Below are 17,545 nucleotides of genomic sequence, written 5' to 3' on the forward strand. Positions count from 1 at the left end.
TCAGCCCAGGCCCAGCTGGTCGGCGGTGGCCTGCAGTTCCTTCAGGCCGTCGGCCGGGGTCTGCTGCCCGAGACGGATCTTCTCGAGCATGCCGTCACCGGCCGCCGCGACCTGCACCCACGTGGTGGTGGCGGGGACGGACTTGGCCGTCTCCAACTGCGTGCCGAAGGCGGCGAGCGTCGGCGACGATGCGAGCGCGTCGTCGTTCCACGCCTCCTGCACGGCGGGCAGATCACCGGTGGCCTCGTACCACGCGACCTGCGTCTCGGGCTCGGTCAGCCACTGCACGAGCTTCCAAGCGCTGGTGGCGTTGTCGGAGTTGTCGAACACGGCGAGGTTCGCGCCGCCGCTGAACGACGTCGACGACTCCTTCGCCGGCAGAACGGCGGTGGTGAACTTCTCGCTGAAGCCTTCCCCGCCCAGCTCCTCGAGCTGACCGATGAGGAAGGGGCCGTCGATCAGCATCGGGGTGGCTCCCGAGACGAAGTCCGCCTCCTGCGCCCCCGCCGAGCGGTCCGCGGCCGGGTTGGCCACACCGTCGGTGTAGAAGCTCTGGTAGTACTCGAACGCCTCCGCCGCTTCGGGGGTGTCCAGCGTCCACTCGGAACCGTTCTCGAGCTCGACACCGTTGGACCACGGCATCCACAGGTTGCCCTGGAAGGAATCGTTGCCGGCGGGAAGGCGCATGCCGTACTCGGCTCCGCCCTTGGCCTGCATGTCGGCGGCCATCTGCTTCAGCTCGTCCCACGTGGTGGGCGCGCTGGTCCAGCCGGCCTGCGCGGCGATGTCGGTCCGGTAGTAGAGCACGCGCGTGTCGACGTACCACGGCACCCCGGTCGCGCGATCGTCGATCATCGTCGAGTCCACGGCGCCGGGGAAGATCCCGTCGGTGGACAGGTCGGTGGGGACGGTCTGCAGCGCATCACCGAAATCGGCCATCCAGGTCGAGCCGACCATGGCGAGATCCGGGGTGTTGCCGCCGGCGATCGCGGTCTGGAACTTGCTGTACGCGGCATCCCAGGGCACCGGCGTCACCTCGACCGTGACGCCGGGATTGGCGTCTTCGAAAGTCTTCACGAACTCGGGCAGGGCTTCACCCTCCGCGCCCATGGCCCACATCGTCAGCGTGCCCTCGGCCTGCGCGTCGCCGATCGTGGATGCCTCGGCGGCGTCGCCGCCGGAATCGGAGGTGCGTCCGCACCCGGTCAGCGCGATCGCGGCCACCGCGACGACGGCGACGGCGCTCCATCGGGTCTTTCTCATCGTGTTCCTCCTCGAACGGGCGCCCTCCATCGGGCGCGGTGTCCCCTTTAGTTTAAGCGCATAACTTCTCGCCCGGCAACCACCGCGTCTCTGGAAAGCACACGATCCGGTCGAACGCACACGACAGGGCCGCCCCGAACGTGTGCGTTCGACCCGAGCGTGTGCGCTCGACGCCAGCGGCCGACGGACGCCGGGACGCCGACGGACGCCGGCTGCCGGGACGGGCGACCGGGATGCCGGGGCGTCAGGGCCGCGGTGCGAGGTACCCGCGGACGAACTCGGCGAAGTGGGCCACCATGTCGACCGTGTCGTCGAGCAGCCACTGCTGCTGCAGTCCGTCCATCACCGCGCTGAGGAGCCGCGCCGCGCGCTCGGGGTCGATGTCGGCGCGCACCTCTCCCGCGGCCTGCCCCACACGCAGCAGTTCGGTGGCGCGCTCCGCGCCGTCTCGGTACCGGGCCGCGAAGGCGGCGTGAGCGGGATGGTCGGGGTCGCTCGCCTCCGCGACGACCACCGTGTACAGCGACGTGAGACCGCGCGTCGTGGCGTTGTAGGCCACGACCTTGCTCATCTGCTCGACGAGGGTGTGCTCGCGCGGGTCGCCGGCGGCCGCGCGCACGCGTTCGTCGCGCTGGCGCAACACCTCGGCGAACAGTTCCTCCTTGGTGGCGAAGTGGTGCAGCAGGCCCGCCGGGGTCAACCCCACGCGTTTGGCGACCTCCCGCAACGACCCGCTCGTGACCCCCGAGCGCCCGAAGACGAGGACGGCCTCGTCGACGATGCGCTGACGCCGCTGCTGTCCCTTCGGGTAGCTTCCGCGCGCGGCGCGCGGCATCCCCTCGTCCGCCATTCGAATCCCTCCGCACGCACCGATGCCCGGTCCCGCGAGGGTACCGGGCATCGAGCCGACCGAGCGTCAGGGGCGGCGCTCACCCCACGACGATCCGAACACCTGCTGCTCCATCGCCGGGCGGAGGGTCTGCTCCATCCGGTCATCGACGAAGTAGTCCTTGAGCGTGTCGCCGGTGAGGGCGTTGCCGATGGCTGCCATGATCATCGACTGGTCGAGCGACAGGTAGCGTTCGGCGATCGTTCCGCTCTTCACCGCGACCGCGTCGTAGAAGCCTCCCGGACCGTACGCGCCGAGCTTCTTCTCGAGGCCGCGGAGGTTCTTCAGCACGCCGGGCCGGTCGTACGGCAGCGCGAGGAAGGCCGCGTGCGGGGTGACGACACCGTCCCCGAAGGCCGGGTCGGGGTTCGTCCCGGTCGCGCATCCCGCACGGTCGATGTCGACGTCGGTCTTCTCGGCATCCGAGGTGTAGCCGTCGGAGCGGATGCCGGCGATGTCGACGCCGTATTCGGCGTATCCGCCGAACGGGTTGCTGGCCGGGGAGAAGCCCCAGACCCCGTAGCCCGCCTCGCGCAGGCCGTGCCTCTTCTGCACCTCGACCGTGATCGCGTGGTTGACCGCCCACGACTGCGGGCCCCACTCGGTCTCCGGCACCAGGAGGTCGGGCATGAGCGACTCGAACATGCTGCCGCCCCAGCTGGGCACGAACGACATGCCGTCGTACGAGTAGACGCCCTCGTACACGTCGACACCGTCGTACGTGCGCGTCTGCCCGGTGGGCAGCTGCTCCTGCCATGCCCAGTCGCAGCCGGCGGGCATCGTCCGGTGCGTTCCGTACAGGGCCGTCGCCGGGATGCCGCCCTGCGCGATGCCGAGGTAGGTGGCGATCCGGCTCTCGCTCACGGTGGTGTCGTAGTGGTGGCACGTGTAGAAGGCCGTCTCGCCGCTGCCGTTGTACATCGGCGCCTCCACGGCGCAGCCCCCGCCGGGCGAGGCTTCCCAGAAGCCGCCGCGGTTGGTCCCGGCCGGCAGGCCCGCTGCCCCGGCGGTGTCGAAGAACGCCGAGAAGTCCATCGACGCGTACAGCGCGTCGGCCCGCTCGGTGAGCGACGGCTCGGCCTCGCGCACGATCCGCAGCGCCGCGGCGAGCCAGCCGTTGTCGACGGTGCTGAGGAAGGGGTGGATGACCTCGCCGGACGTCGGGAAGATCTCGAGCTTGGCGCCGGTCTCGGGCGAGTACCAGTTGTAGTACATGCCGCTGCCCTCGTTGCGCTCCATGCCCTCGAGGGTCGTCACCGTGGCCGTCAGCCGCTCGCGCGCCTCATCGACGCCGATGATGCCGAGGTCGCGTGCGGTCACGGTCGACCACAGGTAACCGCCGATGTTGGTCGGCGACGTGTAGCCGGATGCCGTGGCGGCATCCAGGTCTCCCCCGATGTTGTCGTCCGGGAGTCCGGTGTTCGCGTGGGCCATCGCGGCCATCGACGTCCACGTGTCTTCGGCGTATCGCAGCAGGTCGCGGGCGCCGGGGCCGCTTCCGGCCCCGACCGGTGCGCCGGCGTGCGGCGGCGGTCCGGGCGGTGCGGCGACGGCGGGAGCGGCGGCGACGAGACCGCTCACGACGAGACCTGCGATCGCGGTGGATGCCAAGCGGGTGTGCTTCATGACGGGCTCTCCTCATCGAAAGCGCTCCGGGGGGACGGAGCTCGGTGCACAAAACCTTACACCCGCGTGGTTTTTACACAACCCCGCGTCCCGCCCCGCCAGCTCATACGTTGGCGAAGGGCTCGCCTCATCGCGGCGCGTGCGCCTCCAGGAACTCGTACACCTCGGTCGTGTCGACGCCGGGGAACGCGCCCGTCGGCAGGGTCGCGAGCAGGGTGCGCGGCGTGCGGACGTTCGGCCACGCGTTGTCGCGCCACGCGGCCTCGAGCTCCGCGGGCGGACGGCGGCAGCACACCTCGACCGCGTGCCGCGAAACGCCGCGGTTGGGGGTGTCGCGCCCCCGGAACCACTTCGTGTCGTCGAACCGCACCCCGACGCTCACCGAGTGCGCGCCCTCGCTGGACTGCTCCACGCGCGCGGTGCACCAGTACGTGCCGTTGCCGGTGTCGGTGTACTGGTAGTAGGGGTTGAAGCGGTCGTCCTCGTCGAAGACGACGCGGCTCGTCCAGCGGCGGCAGCACATCTGCCCCTCGATCGACCCCAGCCGATCCGTCGGGAAGTTCACGTCGTCGTTCTCGTACGCCTTCGTGATCGTCCCCGACTCGTGCACCTTCAAGAAGTGCACCGGGATGCCGAGATGCACCGTCGCGAGATTGGTGAACCGGTGCGCGGCGGTCTCGTACGACACCGAGTAGGCGTCGCGGAGGTCCTCGATGCTGAGGGCGCGGCGGGCCTTGGCATCCCTGAGCGCGGCGACGACGTGCGCCTCGGGCATGAGCAGCGCACCGGTGAGGTAATTCGTCTCGACGCGCTGCCGGAGGAACTCGCCGTAGCTCGTCGGCTCGGTGTGCCCGAGCATGCGGCTGGACAACGCCTGCAGCACCGACGCCCGGGGGTCGCCTTTCGCGACGCGGGTCGACAGGTACAGGCGTCCGTTCTTCACGTCGGCGATGCTGCGGGTCGTCTGCGGCAGGTCGGGCACGTAGTGCAACGAGAAGCCGAGGTAGGCGGCGATGTCGCTCGCGGCCCGCTGCGTCAGAGGGCCGCCCGGATGATCGACCGCGGCGAGGATCTCGGATGCCGTGCGCTCGAGCTCCGGGAAGTGGTTGTCCTGCGTGCGCATGAGCCGGCGCAGCGCCACGTTGGCTCGTCGCGCCTCCTCGGGCGTGGCGGAGCGTTCGTCGCGCAGCCGCTCGATCTCGGCCTGCAGCGCGAGCATCGCCGCGAGCGCCTCGTCGGGGACGGTCTTGCCGACGCGGAACGGGGTGATCCCGAGAGCCTGGAACGTCGATCCCCGCATGGCACGCTCCACGGCGACCTCGAGCGCCGCGCGTTCGTCGAGAGGCTCGGCATCCAGAAGGGCGTCCAGGCCCGTGCCGAGCGCTCGCGCGATCGCCTGCAGCAGCGTGAGCTTCGCCTCGCGACGACCGTTCTCGATCATCGACATCTGACTCGGCGCACGGCCGACCGCGGCGGCGAGCTCGTCCAGCGTCAAGCCGCGCGCCGTGCGCAGCTGCCGGATGCGTTTGCCGATCGTGAGCGTGTCCACGCCCTCATCGTCGGATGCCGCGGAAGGCGCTGTCAGGGAGACACCGGTGTCCATGACGCGATGATCTCACCAGAACGGAAGAACGGCCAAACTTCACAAGAGATTTTGTCGAGGAGACCCGCATTCTTCGCGACAGTGGTCTCACGGGCACCGACGCCCCGCACCCGAAGGAGGACGACATGACGATCCAGGCCACCCCCGCCTCGCAGCCCCTGCGCCCCGGCGACCAGACCGAGACCGCCGATGAGATCCGCGCCTCGTGGGAAAACGACCCCCGCTGGGACGGCATCGAGCGCACCTACTCCGCCGAGGACGTCGTCCGCCTCCGCGGGAGCGTCCGCGAGGAGTCGACCCTCGCCCGCCGCGGGGCCGAGAACCTCTGGAACCTCCTGCACACCGAGGAGTACGTCCGTGCGCTCGGCGCCTACACCGGCGGCCAGGCCGTGCAGCAGGTGCGCGCGGGCCTGAAGGCCATCTACCTCTCGGGGTGGCAGGTCGCCGCCGACGGCAACCTCGCCGGGCAGACCTACCCCGACCAGAGCCTGTACCCCGCCAACTCGGTGCCGGCCGTCGTACGACGCATCAACAACGCGCTGCTACGGCAGGACCAGATCGAACGCGCCGAGGGCGAGGTCACGCGGGACTGGCTCGCCCCGATCGTGGCGGACGCCGAGGCCGGCTTCGGCGGGCCGCTGAACGCCTACGAACTGGCGCAGTCGCTGATTGCGGCGGGGGCCGCCGGCATCCACTGGGAGGACCAGCTCGCCAGCGAGAAGAAGTGCGGGCACCTCGGCGGCAAGGTCCTCGTTCCGACGCAGCAGCACATCCGCACCCTGAACGCCGCGCGGCTGGCCGCCGACGTCGCGGGAGTGCCGACGGTCATCATCGCCCGCACCGACGCCCTCGCCGCCGACCTGCTCACCAGCGACGTCGACCCGCGCGACGCGGAGTTCCTCACCGGCGAGCGCACCAGCGAGGGCTTCTACCGGGTGCGTCCGGGCCTGGATGCCGTCATCTCGCGCGGACTCGCGTTCGCCCCCTACGCCGACCTCATCTGGGTCGAGACCGGCGAGCCCGACATCGAGCTCGCCCGCGCCTTCGCCGAGGCGATCCACGCCCGCTACCCGGGCAAGCTCCTCGCCTACAACTGCTCGCCGAGCTTCAACTGGAAGCGTCACCTCGACGACGCGCAGATCGCGACGTTCCAGGCGGACCTCGCCGCCCTGGGGTACGCGTTCCAGTTCATCACCCTCGCGGGCTTCCACGCCGTGAACCACTCCATGTTCGACCTCGCCCGCGGCTACGCCGAACGCGCCATGAGCGCGTACGTCGAGCTGCAGGAGGCCGAGTTCGCCGCCGAGGCCGTCGGCTACACCGCCACCAAGCACCAGCGCGAGGCGGGCACCGGCTACTTCGACGTCGTCTCGACCGCGCTCAACCCCGACAGCGCCACGCTCGCCCTCGCCGGCTCCACCGAAGCCGCGCAGTTCCACTGACCCCGTCTCCGCCCATCGAGTGTCCACGACACGCGGATGCCAGGCTCTTCCGCCCGCGTGTCGTGGACACCGAGGCCCACACGAAAGCGACGATCATGACCCTCATCGAACCCCCGCCCACCACCGATCGACGGAACCCCGCGCCCGCGGCATCCGCGACCGCGCCGCACCTGCGGATCGAGCGCCCTCTCGAGGGGCGCGACGGCGAGATCCTCACCCCTGCGGCCCTCGCGTTCCTCACCGAGCTGCACGACCGCTTCGGCCGCCGCCGCCACGACCGGCTCGCCGCCCGCCTGCGCGGACGGTTCGAGATCGGCAACGGACACGACCCCCACTTCCGCTCCGAGACGGCGCACATCCGCGAGGACCCGTCGTGGCAGGTGGCCGGTGCCGGCCCCGGACTCGAGGACCGCCGCGTCGAGATCACCGGTCCGACCGACCCCAAGATGACCATCAACGCGCTGAACTCCGGCGCGCGGGTCTGGCTGGCCGACCAGGAGGATGCCACTTCCCCCACGTGGCGCAACGTCATCGGCGGCCAGCTCTCGCTGTTCGACGCGATCCGCGGACGGCTGAGCTACACCAGCCCCGAGGGCAAGGAGTACCGGGTCACCGCCGAGCGCACGCCCACGATCGTGATGCGCCCGCGCGGATGGCACCTGCCCGAGAAGCACATCACGGTGATCGACCGCGCCGGCCGGGAGCTGGCGGCATCCGGGTCCCTCGTGGACTACGGCCTGTACGTCTTCCATAACGCGCACGCGTTGATCGCGGCGGGCCGGGGACCGTACTTCTACCTGCCGAAGATCGAGTCCGCCGACGAGGCGAGGCTGTGGGATGACGTGTTCTCCTTCACCGAAGAGCGCCTCGGCCTCGCCCACGGCACGATCCGGGCGACGGTGCTGATCGAGACGCTGCCCGCGGCGTTCGAGATGGAGGAGATCCTCTTCGCCCTCCGCGACCACTGCGCGGGACTGAACGCCGGCCGCTGGGACTACATCTTCTCGATCATCAAGACCTACCGCGGTCGCGGAGCACGGTTCGTGCTGCCCGACCGGAGCGAGGTCACGATGACGGTTCCGTTCATGCGGGCCTACACCGAGCTGCTCGTGCGCACGTGCCACAAGCGCGGCGCCTACGCGATCGGCGGCATGAGCGCATTCATCCCCAACCGCCGGAAGCCCGAGGTGACCGAGGCCGCGTTCGAGAAGGTCGCCGCCGACAAGCGGCGCGAGGCCGGCGACGGCTTCGACGGCACGTGGGTGGCCCACCCCGACCTGATCCCGGTGGCCCTCGCCGAGTTCGACGCGGTGCTCGGCGACCGCGACAACCAGCTCGACCGGCTGCGCGAGGACGTCGAGGTGCGAGCCGAGCAGCTGCTCGACCTGCGGATCGGCCTGCCGATCACCGCGGGCGGGGTGCGCGGCAACGTCTCGGTGGCGATCCGCTACATCGAGGCGTGGCTGCGGGGCCTCGGGGCCGTCGCGATCGACGACCTCATGGAGGACGCCGCGACCGCGGAGATCTCGCGCTCGCAGATCTGGCAGTGGATCCACCAGGACCGCTCGACCGACGACGGCACGCGCATCACGCGCGAGTACGTCGAGGGGCTGCTCGGCGACGTCCTCGCCGAGGTCACGCGCTTCGAGGGCGACCGCTTCGACGACGCCGCCGACGTGTTCCGCGAGGTGGCGCTGCGCGACGAGTTCCCGTCCTTCCTGACGCTCCCGGCGTACGCGAAGTACCTGGACTGACCGGATGCCACGAGGGGCCGGGGCTCAGCGCTCCGGCCCCTCGCTCGTGTCCGCCACGCGCTACCGTGAGCGCATGGCATCCGTCTCCCCCGCCGGTCGGCGCGCGGCCGACGCCCTCGGGATCGTCGCGATCATCCTCGCGGCGCTCATCCTGCTGCCGGCGCTGATGATCTTCCTCATCGGCCTCTCCCCCGAGATGAACGCCATCTGGTGGCTCGGAATCGTGCTGCTGCCGATCATGGCGTTCCTCGGGGGCGTCGCCGTCGTCATCGGGGTGATCGGCGTCGTCCTGCGCGTGCGGCAGCACCGGAACCCCGTCCTGTCGATCATCGGGCTGGTGCTCGGCGTTCTCCTCGTCCTGCCGATGCTGTGGGTGCTCGTCGGCTCGACCGTGTGACACCGGCGTCCGCGCCGACGCGGGGCCCGCGGCATCCCGGGCGTGCCGAGTAGGCTCTGTGCCGTGACCGACCGTGCACCGCTCTCCCGCAAGCTCTCCGCCATCGCCGAATCCGCGACCCTGAAGGTCGACGCCAAGGCCAAGGCCCTCAAGGCCGCCGGCCGTCCCGTCATCTCCTATGCGGCCGGCGAGCCCGATTTCGCCACCCCGCAGTTCGTCGTGGATGCCGCGGCCGAGGCGCTGCGCGACCCCGCGAACTTCCGGTACACCCCCGCCGCCGGCGTTCCGGTGCTGCGCGAGGCGATCGTGGCCAAGACGCGGCGCGACTCCGGCCTGGAGGTCCCGGCGTCGCAGGTCATCGTCACCAACGGCGGCAAGCAGGCCGTGTACCAGGCGTTCCAGACCGTGGTGAACCCCGGCGACGAGGTGCTGCTCCCCGCGCCGTACTGGACGACCTACCCCGAGGCGATCGCGCTCGCCGACGGCGTGCCCGTCGAGGTGTTCGCCGGTGCCGACCAGGACTACAAGGTCACCGTCGCGCAGCTCGAGTCCGCCCGCACCGACAAGACCACCGTGCTGGTGTTCGTCTCGCCCTCGAACCCCACGGGCTCGGTCTACACGCCCGAAGAGACGGCCGAGATCGGCCGCTGGGCGCTCGAACACGGCATCTGGGTGATCACCGACGAGATCTACCAGAACCTCACGTACGAGGGTGCCCGCGCCGTCTCGATCGTCGAGGCGGTGCCCGAGCTCGCCGGCCAGACCCTGCTGGTCAACGGCGTCGCCAAGACGTATGCGATGACCGGGTGGCGAGTGGGCTGGATGGTGGGACCTGCGGATGCCATGAAGCTCGCCGGCAACCTGCAGTCGCACCTGTCGAGCAACGTCAACAACATCGCGCAGATCGCCGCGGCGGCGGCCCTCAACGGCCCGCAGGACGAGGCCGAGCAGTTCCGCGAGGCCTTCGACCGGCGCCGCCGCCTGATCGTCTCGGAGCTGGCGAAGATCGACGGGGTCGAGGTTCCCAACCCCCTCGGCGCCTTCTACGTCTACCCCGATGTGCGGGGGCTCCTGAACCGCGAGTGGGACGGCGTGACACCCACGACCTCGCTCGAGCTCGCCGACCTCATCCTTGACAAGGCCGAGGTCGCCGTGGTCCCCGGCGAGGCCTTCGGCCCGAGCGGTTACCTGCGCCTGTCGTACGCCCTCGGCGACGCGGAGCTCCTCGAGGGCATCCACCGCCTCCAGCGCCTCTTCTCCTAGTCCCAGGGCGCGAGTCGCCAAGATTTGTCGCCCGGAGCGCAGCCCGGGCGACAAATCTTGGCGACTCACACGGGGTGACCCTCCTCCACCTGGGGAGAGACCCGAATGGGAGGGGCGACGAGGCACGAGGATCGGCGGATGCCGATATCGCCCCACCTCGTCGCCCCCGCTCCCGCCTTCACCGTCGCCGAGGGCTCGGCATCCGGTCTCTCGCCCAGCAGCCTGCGGTCCGCGCGCTGGACGAGCCCGCACACGGGGGTGCGCGTCGAAGCGTCAGCGACGCAGCGGCAGCGGCTGGCCGCACTCCAGCGCGCCGCGCCTGACCATACGTTCTTCTGCGGATCGACGGCGGCCGTCCTTCTCGGGATGCCCCTGCCTCTGCCCGTCGCCACGCGGGCGTGGAGTCATCCGGTGGTCGGCGTGCCCCGCGGGCGCAATCGCATCCGTCGTCCGGGAACGAGGGGACGCGCGCTGACGGTGGGTCCGGACGACATCGTGGAGGTGGATGGCATCCGGTGCACATCCGCCCTTCGGACGTGGGCCGAGCTCGCCGAGAGCCTCAGCGTCGGGCAGCTGACCGCCATCTCGGACCATCTGATCTCGCGTCGTCGGCCCCTCGCCACGCGAGGGCAGCTCGAGCGTACGCATCTGCGCTTCCTGGGTGGGCGAGGATCTCGCCGGCGGCGGCTCGCCGTCGACTTCGCCGACGACCGGGCCGAGTCGCCGCGGGAGTCTGAGCTTCGCGTCCTGCTGATCCAGGCGGGACTTCCAACGCCCGAGACTAATGTCGAGATTTTCGACGGGCACCGCTTCGTCGCTCGCGTCGACCTGCTCTATCCGGAGGCCCGCCTCATCGTCGAGTACGACGGCGACTACCACCGCGATCCGGATCAGTGGAGCCGCGACCAGTCCCGCCGTGCCGAGCTGGAGTCCCTCGGCTACCGGGTGACGGTGGTGACGGCCCGCGACTTCGACGCCCCCGAGGTGTTGCTCGCCCGTCTCCGCCGCCTCCTCCTCGCGTGAGTCGCCAGCTTTTGTCGCCCGTGCGAGCGCCGAGGCGACAAATCCTGGCGACTCGCGCCCTGGAGGGGCTACAGCTCGACGTTCACCAGGACGGGCTCGGGCTGCAGGAGCAGACCGAACTCCGACTGCACGCGCTGCTGCACGAAGCGCGCGAGTTCGGCGATCTCGGCGGCGGTCGCCTCGCCACGGTTCGTCAGCGCGAGGGTGTGCTTGGTCGACAGACCGGCACGGGAGCGGGGGAAACGGAAACCGCGCGACAGGCCCGCGTGCTCGATGAGCCACGCGGCGCTCACCTTCACCTCGCGGCGCTCTGCCGTCGGCGGCGGCACGACGCCGTCGAACGCTGCCAGAGGGATCACCGTCACCGGGTCCACCGCCGGCGACAACGGCCACTGGGGACACTCGGCGGGCAGAGTCCGCGCGAACGCTTCGGACACGATGGCGTTCTGGAAGAACGACCCCGCGCTCCAGGTGTCCGGATCCTCGTCGTCGAGCACCATGCCCTTCCGGGCGCGCGTGGCCAGCACGTGCTCGCGGATCCAGCGCAACGACACCGCCGTGTCGGCATCCAGTCCGAGGGCTCCGCGCAGCTGAGCGCCCTCGATGGGACGCTCACCGTCGCCGACCCGCGCGAGTTCGAGGGTCACCGAGACGATGACGGCGGGCCGTTCGGCGACCGACCCGTAGTGCTGCTTCAGCACCGAGGTGCGAAAGCCCAGCCCCAGATCGGATGCCGGGACCGTCGACAGCTCGCCGGTGGCCTCGTCCAGCAGCTCCACCTCGACGAGGGTCTGCACGACCTCCTGACCGTACGCCCCGATGTTCTGCACGGGCGCGGCGCCGACCGTTCCCGGGATGCCCGACATCGCCTCGATGCCCGCGAGACCGCGGTCGACCGTCTCGGCGACGAGAGCGTCCCAATCGTGGCCCGCCTGGACGCGCAGGCGCACCGTGTCCGCGCGCGACCCGGGAAGCTCCTCGATCCCCGACGTGCGCACGAGCACGACCGTGCCGTCGAAGGGCTCGTCGCCGACGAACAGGTTCGAGCCGCCCCCCACGACGAGCCACGGCTCACCCGTCGCCCACACGTCGCGCAGGACGGTGACGAGCTCGTCCGAGGTCCGCGCTTCGATGGCGCGCGCCGGGAGTCCACCCGTCCGCAGCGTCGTCAAGCCGGACAGGGGTACGGGGGTGACCTCGGGCATCAGGACAGCCGCACGCGCACCTGCGCCTTGCCGAGGACGGTGGTCCCCGCGTGCGTCACGGTGAGGTCGATACGGGCGGCCTCGTCGTCCACGGCGCCGACCTTGGCGCTGACGTGGAGGTCGGCCCCGGAGTCGGGGTCGACGACGACGGGCCGGGTGAAGCGGACGCCGTACTCGAGGATGCGCCCCGTGTCGCCGATCGCGTCTGCGAGGGTGCCGACGGCGATGCCCATCGTGAGCATCCCGTGGGCGAGCACACCCGGCAGGCCCACGGCGGCGGCGACGTCATCGCGGTAGTGGATGGGGTTGAAGTCGCCGGATGCGCCGGCGTAGCGCACGAGCAATTCGCGCGTCAGGTGCACGGAGCGTTCGGCGACGATCTCTCCCACGGTGAACGCGCTCATGCGCCGGCCTCCCCGGCCAGCAGGACGCTGGTCGTCGTCACGACGTGGGCGCCGGAGGCATCCACGATCTCGGCTTCGCTGGTGATCATCGCGTTGCCCCCGAGGGAACGGATGCCCGTGACCGACAGCGTCGCGGTGAGTTCGTCGCCCGCGACGATCGGGCGCGTGTAGCGGAAGCGCTGCTCGGCGTGGACGAGACGGGACAGCTCGATGCCCGAGTCGGGGTCGCCGAGCAGCTGCTGCAGCGTGAGGTCCTGCACGACCATGGCGAACGTCGGCGGCGCGACGACGTCGGCGTAGCCGAGTGCACGCGCGGCCTCGGGGTCGGAGTGCGGGGCGGCGTCGGCGAAGACGGCGCGGGCGAACTCGCGCACCTTCTCACGGCCGACGAGGTACGGCGCGGTCGGCGGGAAGACACGACCGACCAGTTCGGGGTTCACGGGCACCGGTTCAGTCTATCGACCGCCGCCCCGGCATCCTCAGCGCTGGCGTCGTCCGCGCACGGCCTTCACGGCCATCTGGCTGGCGATGAAGACGAGGAACAGCGAGAACAGCACGTTGCCGACGAACGGGTCGATGAGCTTCGCCAGGAAAGCCCCGAGCGCGGTGGTCGTGCAGGCGGCGATCCCGATGCAGGCCGCCGCGGCGAGGTCGACGTTGGACCGACGCAGGTTGCCGACCGTGCCCGAAATGGCGGTGGGGATCATCATGAGAAGCGACGTGCCTCGCGCGACGAGATCGCTCGTGCCGAAGAACAGCAGCAACGCCGGCACCACGATGATGCCGCCGCCCACGCCCAGCAACCCCGCCAGGATGCCGGTGATCAGGCCGAGCAGGGCGAGCCCCGGTCCCGTGACGAGGGTCAGCTCGAGCTCGGCGTCGCGGGAGGGGATGACGAAGTAGAGGCTGACGATCACGGCGACGAGGAACGCGACGAAGGCCCAGCGCAGCGCGGTCTGCGACAGTCGCGGGAGAAGCCACGTGCCGATCTGCGCCCCACCGACCGCACCCGCGGCGAGGATGAGCGCGGGGATCCACGCGACGTGCCCGTCGATCGCGTAGGTGATCACACCGACGGACGCGGTGGGGACGATGGCCGCGAGCGAGGTGCCGGCGGCGAAACGCTGGTCGAAGGCGAGCAGCAGCACGAGGAGGGGCACGATCACCGTGCCACCCCCCACGCCGAAGAGGCCGGAGAGGAGACCCGCGAGCAGGCCGACCCCGATGCAGACGGTGTAGTAGCGGGCGGAGCGGGGAGGGCGGGTCTGTTCGATCACTGTGCGGAATCCTCGCGCGATGGGGTCGCGACGGGCCGACGCCCGCCGACGCACCAGTCTTCCACCTTCGCGACGGCTCTCCGGACGCGACCCGGGGCGGGAAAGAAAGCGGCCCCCGGTGGTCCGAAGCCGCGTCCACCGGGGGCCGTCGCCCTCACAGGTCAAGCGGAACGGTGACCCGAACACCGGTCTGCGACCACGATCGCGAGGGTGCGACAGGAAAGAAGTTACCCCGTGGAACCGGAAGGATCTCCCTCTTGACACTGATATCTCAGGCTGCTAACTAACTAACTCGGTTCGTCTATCTCGCGGGGGAATGCGCTCGGCGGCCCGACGGTTCGGTACGAGTATGACCACCGTAGGAATCATCGGAGCAGGACACATCGGGCAGGCCCTCGCGCAGGGCTTCGTGAACAACGGATACGACGTGGTGATCGCCAACTCCCGGGGACCGGAGACGCTCGCCGACTTCGTCGCAGAGCTGGGCGACAAGGCGCGCGCCGCCACGGCCCACGACGCCGCCGAGGCCGGGGAACTCGTCGTGGTGACCGTCCCACTGAAGGCGTACCGCGAGATTCCCGTCGCACCGCTGCGCGGGAAGACGGTGCTGGACACGAACAACTACTACTGGGAGCGCGACGGGCGGATCGCCGCACTCGACGACAAGCGCACCACCACCGCGCAGATGCTGCAGGAGCACCTGCCCGGGAGCACGGTGGTGAAGGCGTTTAACCACATCGTCGCCGCCGAGATCCTCACTACCGGTTCTCCCGCCGGCACGCCCGGGCGCCGGGCCCTGGCCACGGCGAGCGACTCCCCCGAGGGCATCGAGGTCGCCACCCGGATCTACGACGAGTTCGGCTTCGACACCGTCGCCATCGGCCCCCTCGCCGACAGCTGGCGCATCGAACGCGACACCCCGGGCTACGGCATCCGCCAGACCCGTGAGGAGCTCGAGCAGAACCTCGCTCGCGCCGAGCGCTGACCCGGCCGCTCCCCCGCGTGAGGTGCCAACTTTTGTCGCCCCGACGCCGTCGCGGGCGACAAAAGTTGGCGCCTCACGCGAATGGGACGCCGGGCGTCAGAGCGCGGCGAGGGCCTGGTCGACGTCGGCGACGAGGTCGTCGGCCGACTCGATCCCCACCGAGAGGCGCACGATCGTGTCGGGGACGGCCAGCTCGGTGCCGCGCACCGAGGCGTGGGTCATGGCATCCGGGTAGTTCACGAGCGACTCCACACCGCCCAGGGACTCCGCCAGCGTGAACAGACGCGTCGACTCGGCGAAGCGTCGCGCGGTCGCGCCGTCGGCGAGCTCGAGCGACACGATGCCGCCGAACCCGCTCATCTGCGCCGCGGCGAGTGCGTGACCGGGGTGCGCGGGCAGGCCCGGGTAGTAGACCTTCGCGACGCGCGGGTGCGTGACGAGGTGCTCGGCGACGGCCTGCGCGTTGAAGCTGTGCCGCTGCATCCGAATGCCGAGGGTCTTGATGCCGCGCGTGGTGAGGTAGGCGTCGAAGGGACCCGACACCGCGCCGGCGGCGAACTGCAGGAACTGGGTCTTCTCGGCCAGCTCCGCGTCGGCGAAGGCGAGCGCGCCACCGACGACGTCGGAGTGGCCCCCGAGGTACTTCGTGGCCGAGTGCACGACCACGTCGGCGCCGAGGGTCAGCGGACGCTGCAGCGCAGGCGACGCGAAGGTGTTGTCCACGACGACGATCGCGCCCGCGTCGTGACCGAGGCGTGCGAGGCCGGCGATGTCGGTGATCCGCAGCATGGGGTTGCTGGGCGTTTCGACCCAGACCATGCGCGGCGCGCGTTCCTGGATCGCGGATGCCACGGCATCCAGGTCGCTCATGTCGACCACGCGCAGCTTCACGCCCCACGGGCTCAGCACGCGCGCGAGCAGACGGTACGTGCCGCCGTAGACGTCGTTGCCGAGCAGCACCTCATCGCCCGGGACGAGCGCGGCGCGCAGGAGCGCGTCCTCGGCGGCCAGGCCCGACGCGAACGAGAGGGCACGGACGCCGCCCTCCAGCGCGGCGATCTGGGTCTCGAGGGCGGTGCGCGTGGGGTTGCCGCTGCGGCCGTACTCGTAGCCGCCGCGGAGCCCGCCGATGCCGTCCTGCGCGTACGTGGTCGACAGGTGCACGGGCGGGATCACCGCACCGGTCGTGGGGTCGAAAGCCTGCCCCGCGTGGACGGCGAGGCTGTCGAAGCCGCGGGCGGCGTCGTGGGTGCTCATGCGGAGTGCTCCTGGGGGTTCGAAACGGGAAGGACGGATGCCACGGGCTCGACCTCGTAGCCGCGGTCGGCCATCCACTGGTCGTCGAAGATCTTGCTGAGATAACCGCGGCCGTGGTCGGGGAGGAGGACGACCACGACAGCGTCGGCGGGAAGGTCACGCGCCACGCGCAGGGCGCCGACGACCGCCATGCCGCTGGAGCCGCCGACGAGCAGCCCCTCCTCGCGGGCCAGGCGCCGCGTCATCGCGAACGACTCGGCATCCGAGACCCGTTCGTACGCGTCGACCACGGTGGGGTCGAACGCGGGCGGCCAGAAGTCCTCTCCCACGCCCTCGACGTCGTACCCGTGGATGTCGTCGCCCGAGTAGATCGAGCCGACCGGGTCGACGCCGATGATGCGCACGGCCGAACCGGCGACCTCGCGGAGGTAGCGTCCGGTGCCGCTGATGGTGCCGCCGGTGCCGACGCCGGTGACGAAGTGGGTCAGGGCACCGTCGGTGTCGCGCCAGATCTCCGGGCCGGTGGTCTCGTAGTGGCTGCGCGGGCCGTTCGGGTTGGCGTACTGGTTGGGCTTGAAGGCGCCGGGGATCTCGCGCACGAGCCGGTCGGACACGCTGTAGTACGAGTTCGGGTCGTCGGGTTCGACGTTCGTGGGGGTCACCACGACCTCGGCGCCGTAGGCGCGCAAGACCGCGCGCTTGTCTTCGGCGACCTTGTCGGGCACCACGAAGACGCACCGGTAGCCGCGCTGCTGCGCGATGAGAGCGAGACCGACTCCGGTGTTGCCGCTCGTGGGCTCGACGATGGTGCCACCGGGGCGGAGCAGTCCGTCCCGCTCGGCGGCATCCACGATGTTCGCGGCGATGCGGTCCTTCGCGGAACCGCCGGGGTTGAAGTACTCGATCTTGGCGAGGACCGTCGCGGCGATGCCATCGGTCACACGGTTCAGGCGGACGAGGGGGGTGTTGCCGACGAGGTCGGCGACGCTCTGGGCGTAACGCACGGTGGAATCCTGAGGGTCGATGCGCCGGAGGGCGCGGCTGACGGGGTCGTCGAAGAAGAACGCGGGGGCGTTCAGCGACAACAGCGACAGGTCAGCACGCGGTCAGCATACCCGAGGGAGGGCGCGCGCGGCGAGGAATACCGGTGATCCGGT

At 70.6% G+C, this 17,545-nt stretch carries 16 protein-coding genes; 6 read left to right on the plus strand and 10 right to left on the minus strand.

Features of this window, described 5'->3' with window-relative positions:
- The 4 genes from P5G46_RS05655 to P5G46_RS05670 form a co-directional block, all read right to left on the minus strand.
- Complete coding sequence (locus tag P5G46_RS05655) at positions 1-1,263, minus strand: extracellular solute-binding protein (RefSeq protein WP_239276298.1); 1,263 nt, start codon at positions 1,261-1,263, stop codon at positions 1-3.
- A 244-nt stretch (positions 1,264-1,507) separates the two neighbouring features.
- Positions 1,508-2,113: a TetR/AcrR family transcriptional regulator gene (locus P5G46_RS05660; RefSeq protein ID WP_408905159.1), complete on the minus strand. Its 606-nt coding sequence runs from the start codon at positions 2,111-2,113 to the stop codon at positions 1,508-1,510.
- A gap of 66 nt (positions 2,114-2,179) precedes the next feature.
- On the minus strand, positions 2,180-3,778 hold the full coding sequence (locus P5G46_RS05665) for a glucoamylase family protein (RefSeq protein ID WP_408905160.1): 1,599 nt from the start codon (positions 3,776-3,778) through the stop codon (positions 2,180-2,182).
- 127 nt (positions 3,779-3,905) lie between these two features.
- Positions 3,906-5,381 carry a helix-turn-helix domain-containing protein gene (locus P5G46_RS05670; protein ID WP_408905161.1) on the minus strand — a complete coding sequence of 492 codons (1,476 nt, stop codon included), beginning with the start codon at positions 5,379-5,381 and terminating at the stop codon, positions 3,906-3,908.
- A 125-nt stretch (positions 5,382-5,506) separates the two neighbouring features.
- Here P5G46_RS05670 and aceA point away from each other — a divergent pair, with 125 nt between their 5' ends.
- The 5 genes from aceA (at position 5,507) to P5G46_RS05695 (ending at position 11,260) form a co-directional block, all read left to right on the plus strand.
- Entirely contained in the window at positions 5,507-6,823 is a 1,317-nt protein-coding gene (aceA, locus tag P5G46_RS05675; RefSeq protein WP_375095967.1) for an isocitrate lyase, read from the plus strand.
- 95 nt (positions 6,824-6,918) lie between these two features.
- On the plus strand, positions 6,919-8,577 hold the full coding sequence (aceB, locus tag P5G46_RS05680) for a malate synthase A (protein ID WP_375095968.1): 1,659 nt from the start codon (positions 6,919-6,921) through the stop codon (positions 8,575-8,577).
- Between the two features lie 73 nt (positions 8,578-8,650).
- Positions 8,651-8,974 carry a hypothetical protein gene (locus tag P5G46_RS05685; protein ID WP_375095969.1) on the plus strand — a complete coding sequence of 108 codons (324 nt, stop codon included), beginning with the start codon at positions 8,651-8,653 and terminating at the stop codon, positions 8,972-8,974.
- 63 nt (positions 8,975-9,037) lie between these two features.
- A complete protein-coding gene (locus tag P5G46_RS05690) occupies positions 9,038-10,237 on the plus strand; it encodes a pyridoxal phosphate-dependent aminotransferase (RefSeq protein WP_375095970.1) in 1,200 nt (399 codons plus the stop codon).
- Positions 10,238-10,375: 138 nt separating this feature from the next.
- A complete protein-coding gene (locus tag P5G46_RS05695) occupies positions 10,376-11,260 on the plus strand; it encodes an endonuclease domain-containing protein (RefSeq protein ID WP_408905162.1) in 885 nt (294 codons plus the stop codon).
- Positions 11,261-11,328: 68 nt separating this feature from the next.
- Here the strand turns inward: P5G46_RS05695 and P5G46_RS05700 are convergent, their stop codons facing one another.
- From P5G46_RS05700 to P5G46_RS05715, 4 genes are read right to left on the minus strand one after another with little or no spacing between them, the layout of a single operon-like run.
- Positions 11,329-12,465 carry a UDP-N-acetylmuramate dehydrogenase gene (locus P5G46_RS05700; protein WP_408905163.1) on the minus strand — a complete coding sequence of 379 codons (1,137 nt, stop codon included), beginning with the start codon at positions 12,463-12,465 and terminating at the stop codon, positions 11,329-11,331.
- Positions 12,465-12,869, minus strand: a complete 405-nt coding sequence (locus P5G46_RS05705; RefSeq protein ID WP_408905164.1) for a MaoC/PaaZ C-terminal domain-containing protein — start codon at positions 12,867-12,869, stop codon at positions 12,465-12,467. Before P5G46_RS05705 ends, P5G46_RS05700 begins: the two co-directional genes overlap by 1 nt.
- Complete coding sequence (locus tag P5G46_RS05710) at positions 12,866-13,315, minus strand: FAS1-like dehydratase domain-containing protein (protein ID WP_408905165.1); 450 nt, start codon at positions 13,313-13,315, stop codon at positions 12,866-12,868. The genes P5G46_RS05705 and P5G46_RS05710 overlap by 4 nt, the downstream gene beginning before the upstream one ends.
- Before the next feature lie 33 nt (positions 13,316-13,348).
- Positions 13,349-14,146, minus strand: a complete 798-nt coding sequence (locus P5G46_RS05715) for a sulfite exporter TauE/SafE family protein (RefSeq protein WP_408905166.1) — start codon at positions 14,144-14,146, stop codon at positions 13,349-13,351.
- 349 nt (positions 14,147-14,495) lie between these two features.
- On the opposite strand from P5G46_RS05715, the gene P5G46_RS05720 reads away from it, so the two are divergent.
- Positions 14,496-15,131, plus strand: a complete 636-nt coding sequence (locus tag P5G46_RS05720) for an NADPH-dependent F420 reductase (RefSeq protein WP_408905167.1) — start codon at positions 14,496-14,498, stop codon at positions 15,129-15,131.
- Between the two features lie 96 nt (positions 15,132-15,227).
- Here the strand turns inward: P5G46_RS05720 and P5G46_RS05725 are convergent, their stop codons facing one another.
- Both P5G46_RS05725 and P5G46_RS05730 read right to left on the minus strand, forming a co-directional pair.
- A complete protein-coding gene (locus tag P5G46_RS05725) occupies positions 15,228-16,388 on the minus strand; it encodes a cystathionine gamma-synthase (RefSeq protein WP_408905168.1) in 1,161 nt (386 codons plus the stop codon).
- Complete coding sequence (locus P5G46_RS05730; protein ID WP_239276283.1) at positions 16,385-17,473, minus strand: pyridoxal-phosphate dependent enzyme; 1,089 nt, start codon at positions 17,471-17,473, stop codon at positions 16,385-16,387. The genes P5G46_RS05725 and P5G46_RS05730 overlap by 4 nt, the downstream gene beginning before the upstream one ends.
- Positions 17,474-17,545 lie beyond the last annotated feature (72 nt).

It is taken from the genome of Microbacterium mcarthurae (genome assembly GCF_046064585.1).
Classification (GTDB): Bacteria; Actinomycetota; Actinomycetes; order Actinomycetales; family Microbacteriaceae; genus Microbacterium; species Microbacterium mcarthurae.

What these genes read in the sequence shown, in the direction of transcription:
- P5G46_RS05665 (WP_408905160.1), bottom strand. Translation starts at nt 3,778, where the DNA reads ATGAAGCACACCCGCTTGGCATCCACCGCGATCGCAGGTCTCGTCGTG.
- P5G46_RS05660 (WP_408905159.1), bottom strand. Translation starts at nt 2,113, where the DNA reads ATGGCGGACGAGGGGATGCCGCGCGCCGCGCGCGGAAGCTACCCGAAG.
- P5G46_RS05720 (WP_408905167.1), top strand. Translation starts at nt 14,496, where the DNA reads ATGACCACCGTAGGAATCATCGGAGCAGGACACATCGGGCAGGCCCTC.
- aceA (WP_375095967.1), top strand. Translation starts at nt 5,507, where the DNA reads ATGACGATCCAGGCCACCCCCGCCTCGCAGCCCCTGCGCCCCGGCGAC.
- aceB (WP_375095968.1), top strand. Translation starts at nt 6,919, where the DNA reads ATGACCCTCATCGAACCCCCGCCCACCACCGATCGACGGAACCCCGCG.
- P5G46_RS05670 (WP_408905161.1), bottom strand. Translation starts at nt 5,381, where the DNA reads ATGGACACCGGTGTCTCCCTGACAGCGCCTTCCGCGGCATCCGACGAT.
- P5G46_RS05685 (WP_375095969.1), top strand. Translation starts at nt 8,651, where the DNA reads ATGGCATCCGTCTCCCCCGCCGGTCGGCGCGCGGCCGACGCCCTCGGG.
- P5G46_RS05655 (WP_239276298.1), bottom strand. Translation starts at nt 1,263, where the DNA reads ATGAGAAAGACCCGATGGAGCGCCGTCGCCGTCGTCGCGGTGGCCGCG.
- P5G46_RS05725 (WP_408905168.1), bottom strand. Translation starts at nt 16,388, where the DNA reads ATGAGCACCCACGACGCCGCCCGCGGCTTCGACAGCCTCGCCGTCCAC.
- P5G46_RS05695 (WP_408905162.1), top strand. Translation starts at nt 10,376, where the DNA reads ATGCCGATATCGCCCCACCTCGTCGCCCCCGCTCCCGCCTTCACCGTC.
- P5G46_RS05705 (WP_408905164.1), bottom strand. Translation starts at nt 12,869, where the DNA reads ATGAGCGCGTTCACCGTGGGAGAGATCGTCGCCGAACGCTCCGTGCAC.
- P5G46_RS05700 (WP_408905163.1), bottom strand. Translation starts at nt 12,465, where the DNA reads ATGCCCGAGGTCACCCCCGTACCCCTGTCCGGCTTGACGACGCTGCGG.